Origin of the sequence: Morganella psychrotolerans (assembly GCF_001676055.1) — a bacterium.
Taxonomy (GTDB): domain Bacteria; phylum Pseudomonadota; class Gammaproteobacteria; order Enterobacterales; family Enterobacteriaceae; genus Morganella; species Morganella psychrotolerans_B.
This window is the reverse complement of sequence record NZ_LZEX01000012.1, coordinates 123,708-138,208: the sequence shown is the minus strand read 5'-3', so window position 1 is coordinate 138,208 and position 14,501 is coordinate 123,708. Positions and strand designations below refer to the sequence as shown.

The 14,501-nt window shown below is 51.6% G+C and carries 14 protein-coding genes and 1 riboswitch; of the genes, 3 read left to right on the top strand and 11 right to left on the bottom strand.

From position 1 onward, the window contains the following. Positions 1-127 precede the first annotated feature (127 nt). The 5 genes from moaE to AYY17_RS09140 all read right to left on the bottom strand — a co-directional run bounded on the left by moaE (position 128) and on the right by AYY17_RS09140 (position 3,299). Positions 128-583, bottom strand: coding sequence for a molybdopterin synthase catalytic subunit MoaE (gene moaE, locus AYY17_RS09160; protein WP_067423137.1), 456 nt, complete (start codon positions 581-583; stop codon positions 128-130). 3 nt (positions 584-586) lie between these two features. Continuing rightward, positions 587-832, bottom strand: a complete 246-nt coding sequence (moaD, locus tag AYY17_RS09155) for a molybdopterin synthase sulfur carrier subunit (protein WP_067423135.1) — start codon at positions 830-832, stop codon at positions 587-589. After that, complete coding sequence (moaC, locus tag AYY17_RS09150) at positions 829-1,308, bottom strand: cyclic pyranopterin monophosphate synthase MoaC (protein WP_067405422.1); 480 nt, start codon at positions 1,306-1,308, stop codon at positions 829-831. Before moaC ends, moaD begins: the two co-directional genes overlap by 4 nt. Before the next feature lie 25 nt (positions 1,309-1,333). Beyond that, entirely contained in the window at positions 1,334-2,317 is a 984-nt protein-coding gene (gene moaA / locus AYY17_RS09145; RefSeq protein ID WP_067423133.1) for a GTP 3',8-cyclase MoaA, read from the bottom strand. Beyond that, positions 2,305-2,455, bottom strand: a riboswitch (molybdenum cofactor riboswitch). (Overlaps the previous gene by 13 nt.) 301 nt (positions 2,456-2,756) lie before the next feature. Continuing rightward, a complete protein-coding gene (locus AYY17_RS09140; protein ID WP_067423131.1) occupies positions 2,757-3,299 on the bottom strand; it encodes a GNAT family N-acetyltransferase in 543 nt (180 codons plus the stop codon). Between the two features lie 151 nt (positions 3,300-3,450). On the opposite strand from AYY17_RS09140, the gene AYY17_RS09135 reads away from it, so the two are divergent. Both AYY17_RS09135 and AYY17_RS09130 read left to right on the top strand, forming a co-directional pair. Further along, entirely contained in the window at positions 3,451-4,398 is a 948-nt protein-coding gene (locus AYY17_RS09135; protein WP_067423129.1) for an AEC family transporter, read from the top strand. Positions 4,399-4,529: 131 nt separating this feature from the next. After that, positions 4,530-5,438 (top strand): gluconeogenesis factor YvcK family protein, encoded by a 909-nt coding sequence (locus AYY17_RS09130; RefSeq protein ID WP_067423127.1) that lies wholly within the window; start codon positions 4,530-4,532, stop codon positions 5,436-5,438. On the opposite strand, the gene uvrB is transcribed toward AYY17_RS09130, so the two are convergent. From uvrB to bioB, 5 genes are all read right to left on the bottom strand, one after another. Next, entirely contained in the window at positions 5,439-7,454 is a 2,016-nt protein-coding gene (gene uvrB, locus AYY17_RS09125; protein WP_067405436.1) for an excinuclease ABC subunit UvrB, read from the bottom strand. Positions 7,455-8,004: 550 nt separating this feature from the next. Then, positions 8,005-8,685 carry a dethiobiotin synthase gene (bioD, locus tag AYY17_RS09120; protein WP_235845348.1) on the bottom strand — a complete coding sequence of 227 codons (681 nt, stop codon included), beginning with the start codon at positions 8,683-8,685 and terminating at the stop codon, positions 8,005-8,007. Beyond that, the gene (bioC, locus tag AYY17_RS09115; RefSeq protein ID WP_067423530.1) at positions 8,675-9,469 is read right to left on the bottom strand and encodes a malonyl-ACP O-methyltransferase BioC; all 795 of its coding nucleotides are present in this window, start codon (positions 9,467-9,469) and stop codon (positions 8,675-8,677) included. Before bioC ends, bioD begins: the two co-directional genes overlap by 11 nt. Next, complete coding sequence (bioF, locus tag AYY17_RS09110) at positions 9,435-10,607, bottom strand: 8-amino-7-oxononanoate synthase (RefSeq protein WP_067423123.1); 1,173 nt, start codon at positions 10,605-10,607, stop codon at positions 9,435-9,437. Before bioF ends, bioC begins: the two co-directional genes overlap by 35 nt. Positions 10,608-10,621: 14 nt before the next feature. Then, complete coding sequence (bioB, locus tag AYY17_RS09105) at positions 10,622-11,659, bottom strand: biotin synthase BioB (protein ID WP_067423121.1); 1,038 nt, start codon at positions 11,657-11,659, stop codon at positions 10,622-10,624. A gap of 86 nt (positions 11,660-11,745) precedes the next feature. Between bioB and bioA the strand changes: the two genes are divergently transcribed. Further along, positions 11,746-13,050 carry an adenosylmethionine--8-amino-7-oxononanoate transaminase gene (bioA, locus tag AYY17_RS09100; RefSeq protein ID WP_067423119.1) on the top strand — a complete coding sequence of 435 codons (1,305 nt, stop codon included), beginning with the start codon at positions 11,746-11,748 and terminating at the stop codon, positions 13,048-13,050. Positions 13,051-13,292: 242 nt separating this feature from the next. On the opposite strand, the gene pgl is transcribed toward bioA, so the two are convergent. After that, positions 13,293-14,282: a 6-phosphogluconolactonase gene (gene pgl / locus AYY17_RS09095; RefSeq protein WP_067423117.1), complete on the bottom strand. Its 990-nt coding sequence runs from the start codon at positions 14,280-14,282 to the stop codon at positions 13,293-13,295. Between the last annotated feature and the right edge of the window lie 219 nt (positions 14,283-14,501).

Below are 14,501 nucleotides of genomic sequence, written 5' to 3'. Positions count from 1 at the left end.
AAGAGGGCGTTGCCAGCAGGCAAACTGTCAGGAAACCGATCGGATTTCTTTACAAATTACGTTTTTTTTTAACGCAATGAGCAGCATCCGGTAAAAATACGGTAAACCGGCTGCTATCTGTATTAATTTACCAGCGATCTGCGGCTTTTTGGTCACTTTCTCTGGCATCAACCCAGCGCTCACCGCCTTGTGGTAAGGTCTCTTTTTTCCAGAAAGGTGCGCGGGTTTTTAAGTAATCCATCAGAAATTCTGCCGCCTCAAACGCCATGCCGCGGTGGGCGGCACTGACACCGACAAACACAATCTCATCATTAGGATAAAGACTGCCGACCCGGTGGATAAGCGTGACCCGCTGCAATTCCCAGCGCTCACGCGCCTGCAATACAATATCCGCCAGCGCTTTTTCCGTCATACCGGGATAGTGCTCCAGAGTCAGAGCCGCCACATTATCACCCAGGTTATGATTACGGACTTTACCGGTAAAGGTCACGACCGCACCATCATCAGCGCAACCTGCCAGCCACTGATACTCATCACCAACACTGAAATTGTCTGTCTGAACGGCAATCCGGGTATTGTTCATCACTCAGCCTCCGGTAACCGGCGGGAAAAACGCCACTTCATCACCATCCTGTAACGGATGAGACAAGGGCACAAATGACTGATTTACCGCACATAATAATTTACCGGACTCAAGAGCAAGCGCCCAGCGATCGCCGCGCTCACTCAATGCGCTGCGTAAATCCTCTGCTGTCGCGTACTCACACGCCAGGGACAGTTCATCTGTATTGATAAGCTCGCGCACCTGCGCGAAAAACAGCACTGTAATCATGCATCCGCCTTAAAGTGACCTGATTTTCCGCCGCTCTTTTCCAGTAACCGGACAGGGCCGATCACCATATCTTTCTGTACCGCTTTGCACATATCATAGATAGTCAGCGCTGCCACAGAGGCAGCGGTCAGAGCTTCCATTTCCACGCCGGTTTTACCGGTCAGACGGCAGCAGGATTCAATACGCACACGGGAAAATTCGGTTTGCGCACTTAACTGCACTTCCACTTTACTCAGCATCAGCGGATGGCACAGCGGGATTAAATCCCAGGTGCGTTTTGCCGCCTGAATACCGGCGATGCGGGCAGTTGCAAAGACATCACCTTTGTGATGGTTGCCGTCAATAATCATCTGTAAGGTAGCGGCATCCATGGTGATAAAAGCTTCGGCGCGCGCCTCGCGGACAGTTTCCTGTTTACCGGAGACATCCACCATGTTGGCTTCGCCCGCCGCATTGATATGGGTGAGTTGAGACATGTAAACTCCTGATGCTGCCGGCGGATCAGCCGCCGATGACAGATAAATTCGGGGTCATACCACTGTCTCCCTGATGGAGAAAATGGGTTTCGCGTTTGTGTTGCAGTGCACGCTGAAGGCGTGCTTTCAGCTCATCGCCGTATCCGTCTTCTGCCAGCAGGTCACGCAGCGTTACCCCCTGCTCACCGAACAGACACAAATGCAGATTGCCGATAGCGGAAACACGCAGGCGGTTGCAGCTCTGACAGAAATCTTTTTCATACGGCATAATCAGACCGATTTCGCCCTGATAATCCGGATGGCTGAAGACCTGTGCCGGGCCGTCGCTGCGCGAACGCGCCTGTTGCTGCCAGCCTGCCTGTAACAGGCGGGCGCGGATAACATTGCCGGAGATATGAAAACGGCGGAATGTGTCGCTGCCGTCGCCGGTTTCCATCAGTTCAATAAAACGCAGTTGGATCGGACGGTCTTTGATCCAGTTAAGAAACGCGGGCAGATGGATGTCATTGACATCTTTCATCAGCACCACATTCACTTTCACTTTCTCAAAACCGGCATCAAAAGCGGCATCGATGCCACTCATCACCTGCATGAATTTATCCTGCCCGGTGATAGCCTGAAACTGGCGGGGATCAAGACTGTCAACACTGACATTCACCGCAGTCAGCCCGGCGTCTTTCCACTCGCGGATATCACGTGCCATCCGGTAACCATTGGTGGTTACCGCAATAGTGCGGATATTGTCATTTTCATTGATGGCCGCGACTATCTCTGTGAAATCACGGCGCATGGTCGGCTCGCCGCCGGTCAGACGAATTTTTTCCGTCCCCAGTTCAGCAAAGGCACGGGTGACCCGGCGGATCTCGCCGAGAGAAAGAAAGGATTTGTGACCATCAGGTTTATAGCCATCAGGCAGACAATAGTTGCAACGGAAATTGCATACGTCTGTGACGGAGAGGCGCAGATAATAAAATTTCCGCGCAAAGGGATCGATCAGTTGTTCTGTCATAACACCTTTCCAAATACGGGAGATGCGGACATTTCTATCCTGCACCCTGGTGGCTCTGTAAACAGAGTCACGGCCAGCTCACCCTATTTCCGGTCTGACCTGAAACGTAGGTGTGAAGGCTAGGAGTTAATCGTTGTCATTAATAAAGTTAATAACCACGCTAAGTGAATTGATTCTAGCGTTGCCATTGGCGAATTGCCATGATAAATACGTTATATATTATATTATACAACGAGTTACTGGGTATTTGTTTCAGCGAAAAAATAAAATAACAATGGGCGGCATAACGAATTTTTTACAATATTTTTCATATAATTAGAAAATATATAGTGATAATAATTAACAAATGCAGACCGGTAAATGACCATAAACTGACCTGATTTACCGGCAAACTATTTGCTGATTTCTTGATCTGACGCAGTTATCCGCCGCACCCGGATTAATCGATGGTAAGGTGATATAAAATAACGGATTTATAGTCCATACCCAGTATTTCTTTTTGCCGGAAACCATGGCGTTCTGCCAGATTTACTGACGGCTGATTATCCGGAGAAATAATACACACGCACTCATTGATACCACGTACGTTTTTCAGCCAGCTCACAATCGCATCCAATGCTTCTCCTGCATAACCCTGTCCCTGCGCCCATGGCGCAAAGACCCAGCCCGCTTCCGGATACTGGCTGATGTCCGTATCCAATTCGCGGTAAAAATCCGCAAAACCGATATCCCCCATATAACGACCGGTTCTTTTATCTCTGACTGCCCAGTAACCATAGCCCAGCAACGGCCATAAGCCGAGATAAGACAGCATCCGCATCCAGCTGTCGCGCGACGTGGAGCGCTGTCCCGCCATAATATAGTGCGTCACGGTGCGATCTGCCCATAACGCCGCCACATCTTTATGATCCGTTTTGCGGTGCGCACTCAGGATAAGCCGCTCTGTTTCCAGAACCGGGATAGTACACGTCAGGTCATTCATGGTGTGTTTCCTGTTTTATGTCCGTTTTTATACACTCTTACCATGCAAACGGCTGTTATACCAGCGGGTGGCGTACTCATATTGAGCAGTTGATTTTTTGTTCATACCGGATTCTAATGAATTTCACTTAAGAAACACACCGGACTCTCTCATGACTGAAACCATTATTGCTGCCCTGTTGCCGATTGTCGTCACACTGCTGCTTGGTTTTTTTGCCGGCTGGCACCGGGATTTTGATGCCTCACAAGGTGCGACACTGAACCGGATGATCATGTTATATGCGCTCCCGCTGACACTGTTTGCCGGGATCATGGGGATTTCCCGTGATGTATTGATCAGTGACTGGGTGATGGGGGTGTTACTGCTCGCCGGGATGGCAGGCGCGTATTTCATCACATTTTTTATCGCGGCCATGGTCTTCCGTCGCCCGCCGGCGATTGCCGCATTACAGGCGCTTGCTATCAGCGCACCGGCAGCTCCCTTTGTCGGGATCCCGGTTCTGGGGCATCTGTTCGGTGAAGTCAGCACTATTCCTATCGCATTTACCGGGATTATCCTGAATCTTCTCTTAAGCCCGGTAACGCTGATTATTCTTGCCCGTCACAATCAGCCCGCTGCCGGCAATGCGCCTGCGGCAAAACCGGTTACGCTTGGTGCTAATTTATTATCCACGATTAAAGAGCCGATGGTCTGGGCGCCTGCCGCCGCATTTGTGCTGTTGCTGTGTGATGTACGCATCCCGGCTGCGATAAACGGCTCACTGCAATTGCTCGGTAACGCAACCGGCGGGGTTGCTCTGTTTGCGTGCGGGGTAATACTGTATTCATTTAAAGTAACATTTAATATGACTGTTGCGCTGTCAGTTATCAGCAAAAATATTCTGCTGCCGCTGGCAATTTTGCTGATTGGCTCTGCTTTTGCGGTCGACGCGCAGTCACTTAATATGACGGTGATAACCCTCGCTATCCCGAGCGCCTCTATCTGTATCATACTGGCCGTTCAATACAGGGTAGCGCAGCAGGAGATGGCATCGACATTATTTTTCAGTACGATTATGTCTGTCCTGACATTAGGCGGGTTTATCTACGTACTTCACTGATAATTTACCTTTATCATTAAGCTGAGTTTGACCTGAGTTTGATAAATAGCAGTATCGTGACGCGGAAAATCAGATTTTATGGTAGATTACCGCGCAAATAAATATGAAGACTCAGGGAATACATAAACACGATGGAAAACCGCACACTCACTTCGCTGGAACATGTTGTTGCTTTAGGCGGAGGTCATGGCCTGGGACGGGTAATGTCCTGCCTTAATGTTCTGGGCTCGCGGTTAACCGGTGTGGTGACAACAACAGACAACGGCGGCTCGACCGGACGTATCCGCCGTGCTGAAGGCGGAATTGCGTGGGGTGATATGCGTAACTGCCTGAATCAGATGATAACTGAGCCTTCTATTGCATCAACCATGTTTGAATACCGTTTCAGCGGTAACGGCGAGCTGTCAGGGCACAATCTCGGGAATCTTATCCTCAAAGCGCTTGATAACATGAGTGTGCGCCCGCTGGATGCTATTAATCTCATCCGTAATATGCTGAAAGTAAGAGCAAAATTGATTCCGATGTCAGAAACACCGGTTGATTTGATGGCTATTGATAACGAAGGTAATGAAGTTTACGGCGAAGTGAATGTTGATCAGTTGCGCTTTCCTCCACAGGAATTACAGCTTTTCCCGTCGGTCAAAGCCACGAAAGAAGCCCTGGATGCCATAAGCCGTGCTGATCTGATCATTATCGGGCCGGGCAGTTTTTTTACCAGCCTGATGCCGCTGATGCTGCTGCCCGATTTTACCAAAGCCATTAATTTCAATCAGGCACCGATGATCTATATTGAGAACCTGGGTAAAGAGCTCAGCCCGGCTGCGGCGTCACTCTCTCTCAGTGAAAAAATTGCTGTCATCGAGCGCCGTATCGGGCGCCCGCGTATTGATGCAGTTCTCTGTGCGCCACATATTGATACCAGTGATGTCCGCGACCGGCTGATAGTCAAAGAGGTACTGGAAGCGCAAGATGTGCCGTACCGCCATGACCGTCAGTTGCTGTCAGACGCACTGAACAAAACGATCAGCCTGCTGCCGTGATCAGGAATTGGCAATAAACTGCATACGCAGAGCCTGTAGCTGATCCCGCACCGCACCCGCCAGTTCAAACTCCAGATCCTGAGCATGGCGGTACATCTGAGCTTCCAGCTCCTGAATTTTAAGTTCCAGTTCTTTCGGTGACAGGCGCTGGTAATCCTGTGTATCCACCGCTTTGCCCTTCCCTTTTCCTTTGTTTTTCGCCCCCGCAGGACCCTGACCAATTTTAAGAATATCGCCGATCTTCTTATTCAGCCCGGTCGGCACAATGCCGTGCTCTTTATTAAACTCAATCTGTTTTTCACGGCGGCGCTCTGTTTCCTCTATCGCTTTCGCCATAGACGCCGTTATCTTATCGCCGTAGAGAATAGCTTTGCCGTGCAGGTTACGGGCCGCACGCCCGATGGTCTGAATGAGCGAGCGCTCAGAGCGCAGAAAACCTTCTTTATCAGCATCCAGAATCGCCACCAGCGAGACTTCCGGCATATCCAGGCCTTCACGCAGCAGGTTTATCCCCACCAGCACATCAAACTCACCCAGGCGCAGGTCACGGATGATTTCCACGCGCTCGACGGTATCAATGTCTGAGTGCAGATAACGCACCCGCTCGCCGTGCTCTTCCAGATATTCGGTCAGATCTTCCGCCATCCGTTTGGTCAGCGTCGTGACCAGCACCCGCTCGTTTTTCTCAGCCCGTATCCGGATTTCTGACAGTAAATCATCCACCTGAGTGGTTACCGGACGCACTTCGATTATCGGATCAAGCAACCCGGTCGGCCGGACAACCTGCTCCACCACATCGGTGCCGCATTTTTCTGCTTCGTATTTTCCGGGTGTCGCGGAGACATAAATACTCTGCGGCGCAAGCGCTTCAAATTCTTCAAAACGCATCGGGCGGTTATCCAGCGCCGACGGCAGGCGAAAACCGTACTCCACCAGCGTTTCTTTACGCGAGCGGTCACCTTTGTACATCCCGCCAATCTGCGGAATAGTAACGTGGGATTCATCAATCACCAGCAAACCGTCTGCCGGCAGATAATCAAACAGTGTCGGCGGGGATTCCCCCGGTTTTCGCCCGGAGAGGTAGCGTGAGTAGTTTTCAATACCTGAGCAGTAACCCAGCTCATTCATCATTTCCAGATCAAACTGTGTACGCTGCGACAGGCGCTGCTCTTCCACCAGCTTATGGTTTTCGATAAGGACTTTGCGCCGGTCTGCCAGTTCAACTTTAATGCCTTCCATTGCATCAATAATCCGTTCGCGCGGGGTCACATAGTGGGTTTTCGGGTACACGGTATAGCGCGGTACGCCGTAATGAATGTGCCCGGTGAGCGGATCAAACAGGGAGAGGCGCTCAACTTCATCATCAAACAGCTCCACACGCAGCGCATAATCATCCGATTCCGCCGGGAAGATGTCGATCACTTCACCGCGCACACGGAATGTCCCGCGCTGAAAAGCCTGATCGTTGCGGGTGTACTGAATATCAGACAAGCGGTGCAGGATCGTACGCTGATCGATAATCATCCCTTCCGAGAGATGCAGCATCATTTTCAGATAGCTGTCAGGATCCCCCAGCCCGTAAATCGCGGAAACAGATGCGACCACGACAACATCACGGCGCTCAAGCAGGGCTTTGGTTGCAGAAAGGCGCATTTGCTCGATGTGTTCATTGACCGAGGCATCTTTCTCGATAAAGGTGTCCGAGCTGGGTACATAGGCTTCCGGCTGATAATAATCGTAGTAGGAAACAAAATACTCCACGGCATTCTCAGGGAAAAAATCTTTGATTTCGCTGTAAAGCTGCGCCGCAAGGGTTTTGTTCGGCGCCATAATCATGGTCGGGCGGTTGAGTGTGGCAATCACATTGGCAATAGTGAACGTTTTCCCGGAACCGGTCACACCCAGCAGAGTCTGATGCGCCAGCCCGTCTTCCAGACCTTCCACCAGCTTTGCAATTGCCTCCGGCTGGTCACCGGCCGGCTTAAAGTCAGAATGCAGTTTAAATTGTTTGCTCATGAGCTCCCCTGCCCGAATCCTGCGCGAATAGGGAGACTATAATACTGGATAAAAAACCAGCTTCAAGCCCCGGTATAAAAAATCCGTAATTTTGTTATTTTTTGCTTGCAAAACCCCGGAAAATTATATTGCTCAGACACAGTTATCCCCAAAAAAAACCTCTTGCAATTTTAAAATATGCTGAATTCTGGTGTACCATTAACCAGTCGCTATTTTTCCCGCCGGACCACTCTTGCTTTTATTTATCTTATTGTAATTTAACAATAAATTGCAAAAGCCCGATTTTACAACAATGTCAGTGAAAGCCGCGTATTTGCAAGGTCGGCGTGAGTTTTCTAAAGTTAATGCACAGGGTTATCCACAGAAATGGTGGATAACTTAATAAAGTCGTTTGGGAATGGGTGCTTGCGTGACATAGTGCCTTCATAAAACTGTCACTTTCAGCACAATCTGAAAATATATTTCAGGATTTTTTCCTGATTAAAAACCGCCCGGCGGAAGATTAACCGTGATCCCGGCAGGATCCGCCCGGCGGCAGCAGAACCGGGAATTATGCCTGCAACAGACAAATATTCATGTAACCCGATAAATCATACTGCAACGGATCCGGAAGATGCGGCAGCAAACCTATACAAGGAGCAGGGATAAGCCGCGTGAGTGTCTCCAGATATTGTGCCTGATAAGCCCCCGGTGGTGTAACTTCATTTGCCACCCAGCCCGCCAGCCGCAGCCCTGCCTGCTGTATCGCCTGTACTGTCAGCAGGGCGTGGTTAATACAGCCGAGCTTCACGCCCACCACTAAAATAACCGGCATCTGCATCTGTATTACCCAGTCTGCAAACGTCTGTGTCTGCGAAAGCGGCGTAAACCAGCCCCCCGCGCCTTCTGTTAACACCCAGTCAGCCTGTTGATTGAGATTATGCAGCCCGGCGGTCATCACAAAAAAATCAACCGGTGTCTGTGTCAGCTCACTGACAATGTGCGGTGACGTCGGCTCTGCAAAGGTGTACGGGTTTATCTCTTCATACCTGACCTGTACCGCACTGTTGCGCCACAACGCCAGCGCATCACTGTTACGCAGCCCGTCAGGCGTTATTTCGCTGCCTGATGCAACCGGTTTATATCCCGCACAGCGGAACCCCTGTTTCTTTGCCGCCTGTAACAGCGCACAACTGACCACGGTTTTTCCGGCATCCGTATCGGTGCCGGTTAAAAACCAATTATTTTTCAACATGAATAACTCCGTACTGAATACTGTAACTGAGCGGGTATTCCCCGTTTTCTGCCGGATAATGTGCCGCCAGCTGCGCCAGCTTATTGCGTGTCATCAGCCCGGCAGTACGCCCCTGATGCACATGCGTCGCACCAATTCCCTTGAGGGAGTGCAACAGCGCAGGCAGAGATGAAAAAGTAAGCCGGTATTGCACTTCGGACAACGTATAACGATATGGCTGGCAGGCAGCGCGGATAGCCTCTCTGCTCAGAAAGCCGTTGGCGTGACGTGCGCTGTCGACACAGGCAAATGCCTGATTAAGCTCTGCCAGTGATCCGGTGCTCAGGGTGGAAAAAGCCACTGTGCCGCCCGCACGCGTAACACGAAACAGCCCGGCCAGTGCCGCACTCAGGGAATCACACCACTGCACTGCAAGGTTACTGAAACAGAAATCAAACTGATTATCCGCAAACGGTAACTGCTCAATGTCGCCCTGAACATAACAGCTTGCCCGTTGCTGCGCGCGGGCATGCGCCAACATTGCCGGTGATAAATCAAGCGCCGTGATTGATCCGCACTCAGCCTGCCATTGTTCACTGAAAAACCCGGTGCCGCACCCTGCATCCAGCCCGTGTAACTGAGTCAGTTGCTGCGGGAAGAGAGAGGATGTTGTCAGTTCCCGCAAATGTTGCCCGGTCTGTTGCTGGAGATGTGCGACCGCATCATATTGCCCCGCAGCACGCCCGAATGCGGCGGCAACCGCCGCTTTATTCACCGAGACGATATTGATAGCAGAATGCATCCAGCGCCTCCGTAAGTAAGGTGATATCTGCTTTCTGATGAGCGCTGGTGATTGTGATACGCAGGCGCGCCGTGCCGGGCGGCACGGTTGGCGGGCGGATCGCTTTCACCCACAAACCACGCGCCTGCAAATAGTGAGAAAGTGCCAGTGCTGTGGCATTGTCCCCGGCGATCAGCGGCTGGATGGCAGAAGATGACGGCAACAGTTGCAAAGGCAGATGCGCCGCCTGCTGACGGAAAGTATGGATATTATCGGCAAGCTGTTCGCGCAGATGGTCACCGCGCTGAATCTCCTGTATTGCCGCATGCAGCGCACAGGCCTGGGCGGCAGGAAATGTCGTGCTGTAGATAAGATGGCGGGCATATTGTGTCAGGTAATCCGCCGTCTGTGCATTGCACAACACAGCGGCACCGCTGACACCAACAGCTTTGCCGAAGGTGACAATCAGGATGTCCGGGTGAATCCCGGCTGCATCACAGGATCCTCTGCCCTCTGCGCCGCAGACACCGATCCCGTGTGCATCATCCACCATCAGCCAGCTGTTATGCTGCCGCGTGAGTGTGCAGATCTCACGCAGTGGTGCGGTGTCGCCGTCCATGCTGAAGATCCCTTCCGTGATCACCAGCGTTTTGCCGCTGTCGTGCTGAGCCCGGCGTAACCGGGTGCTCAGATGGGCAGTGTCGTTATGATGAAACCGGGTGAATTCAGCCGGTGAATGCATCGCGGCTTCCATAATTGATGCGTGCGCGAGTTTGTCACAGATCAGATGATCGCCTGCCTGCATCAGTGCGGTGATCACCGCCTGGTTTGCACTGAACCCGGAGACAAACAGAATTGCCCGGTCAAATCCCAGCCAGTCTGCCAGCATCTGTTCCAGTGACTGATGTGCGGTGGTGTAGCCGGTGACGTGTCCGGAGCCGCCGGAGCCGACACCAAATTGCGCCGTGCCGTCACACCAGGCACGGATCACCGCCGGATGGCGGCTCATCCCGAGATAATCATTGCCGGAAAAATTAATCACCCGCCGGTCATTAATGAGGACTGTCCGCCCGTCTGCGCCGCCGTTGGCTTCGCGCACGCGCACGGCGTCCTGCCCGCGCGCCTGTTGCAGGCGCTCAGAAAGAAAAGTGTGCCACATAATTATTGTGCCGTTCAGAGTGCTGCGTTGTAAAACTGCGGTTCGTCACTGTGGCTGATAGCGTCCAGCAGGCTTGCGCTCTGCTCCTGATCGCCCTGCTCAACATGAATCGCTTCGCGTTTGATCCCCAGTTTGCGGAATAACTGAATATCGGTATTTTCTTCGGGATTGGTGGTGGTGAGCAATTTACAGCCGTAAAAAATGGAATTTGCACCGGCCATAAAACAGAGCGCCTGAGTCTGTTCATTCATCAGTTCACGTCCGGCGGACAAACGGACGTGAGATTGCGGCATCATTATCCTTGCGGCGGCAATGGTGCGGACAAAATCAAACGGATCAACCTCTTCGTTATCTTCAAACGGCGTTCCTTTGATTTTTGCCAGCATGTTGATCGGCACACTTTCCGGTGCTTTCGGCAGATTTGCCAGTTGAACCAGCATTGCCGCGCGGTCGCGTACATCTTCACCCAGCCCTAAAATACCGCCGGAGCAGACTTTGATCCCGGCATCACGCACATTGTCCAGGGTATCCAGGCGATCCTGATACGTACGGGTGGTGACAATCGAGCCGTAAAACTCCGGCGAGGTATCGAGATTATGATTGTAATAATCCAGCCCGGCCTGCGCCAGACGTGCAGCCTGTGAGTCATTGAGCATTCCGAGTGTCATGCAGGTTTCCATTCCCAGCGCACGGACTTCCCGCACCATGGTTTCCAGATACGGCATATCGCGCTCATGCGGGTTTTTCCACGCCGCTCCCATGCAAAACCGCGTTGAACCGGCAGCTCTGGCTTTACGCGCAGTTTCCACCACCTGCTGCACTTCCATCAAACGCTCTTTTTCCAGCCCGGTTTTGTACCGTGCGCTCTGCGCACAGTATTTACAATCTTCCGGACAGGCACCGGTTTTAATCGAAAGCAAGGTGCTTATCTGTACTTTCTGTGGATCAAAATGCTGACGATGGATTGTCTGCGCCTCAAATAATAATTCAAAAAAAGGCTTTTCAAACAAGTCTTTGGCTTCTTTTAATGTCCACTGACGACGATGACTCATAACGGCAACTCCCAATAAAAAAGTGTTGCCAGTTTAAATATCATCACTATCATGTCAACTATATTTGAATTGATATGGTTTACATAATGGCTTTATTTACTTCTTTCCCGGAGAGCGGCTGGTCAGCCGATGATGCTGATTTTGACCGGAAACATATCTGGCATCCTTATACATCAATGAGTAATCCGCTACCGGTCTATCCTGTCGCATCCGCACAAGGTGCAATACTGACCCTTGAAGACGGGCGAGAACTGGTTGACGGTATGTCCTCCTGGTGGGCGGCAATCCACGGTTATAATCATCCGGTACTTAATGAGGCGGTCACCGCGCAGTTGTCACAGATGTCACATGTGATGTTCGGCGGGATCACGCATGCGCCCGCCGTTGCATTGTGCCGCCGCCTGGTGGCACTCACACCTGCACCGCTGGAGTGTGTGTTTTTAGCCGACTCCGGCTCTGTCGCCGTGGAAGTGGCACTGAAAATGGCACTGCAATACTGGCAGGCACGCGGTGAAAAACGTCACCGCTTTGTGACCCCGCGCCACGGCTATCACGGCGACACGTTCGGCGCGATGTCGGTGTGCGACCCCGAAAATTCGATGCACGACCTCTGGCAGGGCTATCTGCCAAATCATCTGTTTGCTGATGCACCGCAGTGCGGATTTTACGATGAGTGGGACAGTGACGATCTTATCTCCATGGAAACGCTGCTGGCAGAACATCATAAGGATGTGGCGGCGGTTATTCTGGAGCCGGTTGTCCAGGGGGCGGGCGGAATGCGTTTTTACCATCCGCAATACCTAAAAGGAGTGAGAACACTGTGTGATCGCTACAATATCCTGCTGATTGCCGACGAAATTGCCACCGGTTTTGGTCGCACCGGAAAATTATTCGCCTGCGAACATGCCGGAATATCACCGGACATTATGTGTCTGGGCAAAGCGATTACCGGGGGTTATATGACCCTCTCCGCCACACTCACCACCCGTCATATCGCCGATACCATCAGTCAGGGTGATGCGGGCTGCTTTATGCATGGCCCGACCTTTATGGGCAACCCGCTGGCCTGTGCCACGGCGGTCGCGGCTATTGATCTGCTGCTGTCGGGGAATTGGGCTGAACGCGTTGCAGAGATTGAAACACAGCTGAAAGCCGCACTTATGCCGCTGAAAACACGCAGCGCTGTTCGTGATGTGCGGGTTCTGGGAGCAATCGGCGTCATTGAAACAGAAAAACCGGTCAATATGGGGGAATTACAGCGCCGTTTTGTGGATGCCGGGGTGTGGATCCGCCCGTTCGGGCGTCTTATCTATCTTATGCCGCCCTATATCATCACCGGTGAACAACTGCAAAAACTCACTCAGGCGATTGATTTGGTGACAAATGAGTAAAAATCTATACCCAACGTCATTCAAGATGCAGCCAACGAACCTGTAGTTTAAATGAATAAAGGTATATCCGTTTATTGGCTGCTCTGCGATCAATGTATAAGGCGATAACGGGCAAAAGAAACGAAAAGCATCTGCGCCATGGATGGCGCAGTTGAGCTTACACGGATGTATTTACAGCGTCTTTTCGTTTTTGCCCGTTATCAGCCCCGCCCCGGAAATATTGTCCGGCCGGAGTCAAGACCTTACTTCAGTGCCAGTACAGTGACCCACATCGGTCCCTGTCCCGCCGGATAGCGTGCCTGCAGATGTAATTTACCGGTGATCGCATCAATCCGTGAAACTGACACATGATGAGAAAGCTGACCGGTTGAAATCAGGAACTTCCCGCTCTTATCCACCGCAAAACCGCGCGGCTGTGTTTCTGTCGGATAGACACCCGCCAGTTGCAGATGCCCGCCATCATCAGAAACGTGATAGTGATTAATCACACTCGTGGTACGCTCACAGGTATACAGATGACGTCCATCCGGGGTGATGTGGATATCAGCCGCCCAGCGACGTCCCTGATATTCATCCGTCATCAGATCAACAGACTGAATTTCACGCACCTTTATCCATTCACGATAGACATTCACAGTGGCATTCAATTCATTAAGGCAATACGCCACATGTTTTTCCGGATGAAACGCCATATGGCGCGGACCGGCACCGGCGGCGACCGTCAGCATATCCGCGCGGCGCTCTGTTAAACGACCGTCATCCTCAATCGTGTAAGTGCGGATGTGATCCTCACCCAGACACGGAACAAACAGCGTGCGCCCGTCCTGTGCAATATTGGCGGAGTGCGGGTTTTTCAGCCCTTCAATTATCTGCACCGGTACAGCCGGGATGCCGTCAGTACCAACAGGCAGCACAGCCAGTGTTCCCTGATGGTAAGAAGCCGCATACAGCATGCGCCCGGTATTATCCGTTGTAATATAAGCGGCTGTGCCGGGAAGTGGTGTCAGCCCGGTTTGTGTCAGCTGACCATCTGCTGCAATCGTGTAAGTCACCACCGCATTCGCGGGTTTGACTGCCGCATAAAGGTAACGGCCATCAGGGCTGGTTATCAGCGGCTGCACCTGATCGGGGGTTACTACCGTCTGCAACAGTGATAAATCACCGTTTTCATTCATCTGCCAGACATGAATGTGATGACTCTCCGTGCTGGCAACATAAACCACCTGCTTCATTCGCGCTCCTTAATTCTCATGACTTACTTATTTGGTTTTTAATAACCTGATATTTAACAACCTGATTTTTAACAAAAAACATAAGCCTATCTGTATAATAATACCGCACTTAGCGTTTATCACGAAACAATTAACATGCTATATTACAGTTATCTCCGCCCGGACGCATTCGGGATACCGTCAGGAGGCTGCCAGGCCGCCTGCGCTGTCATGATCCGG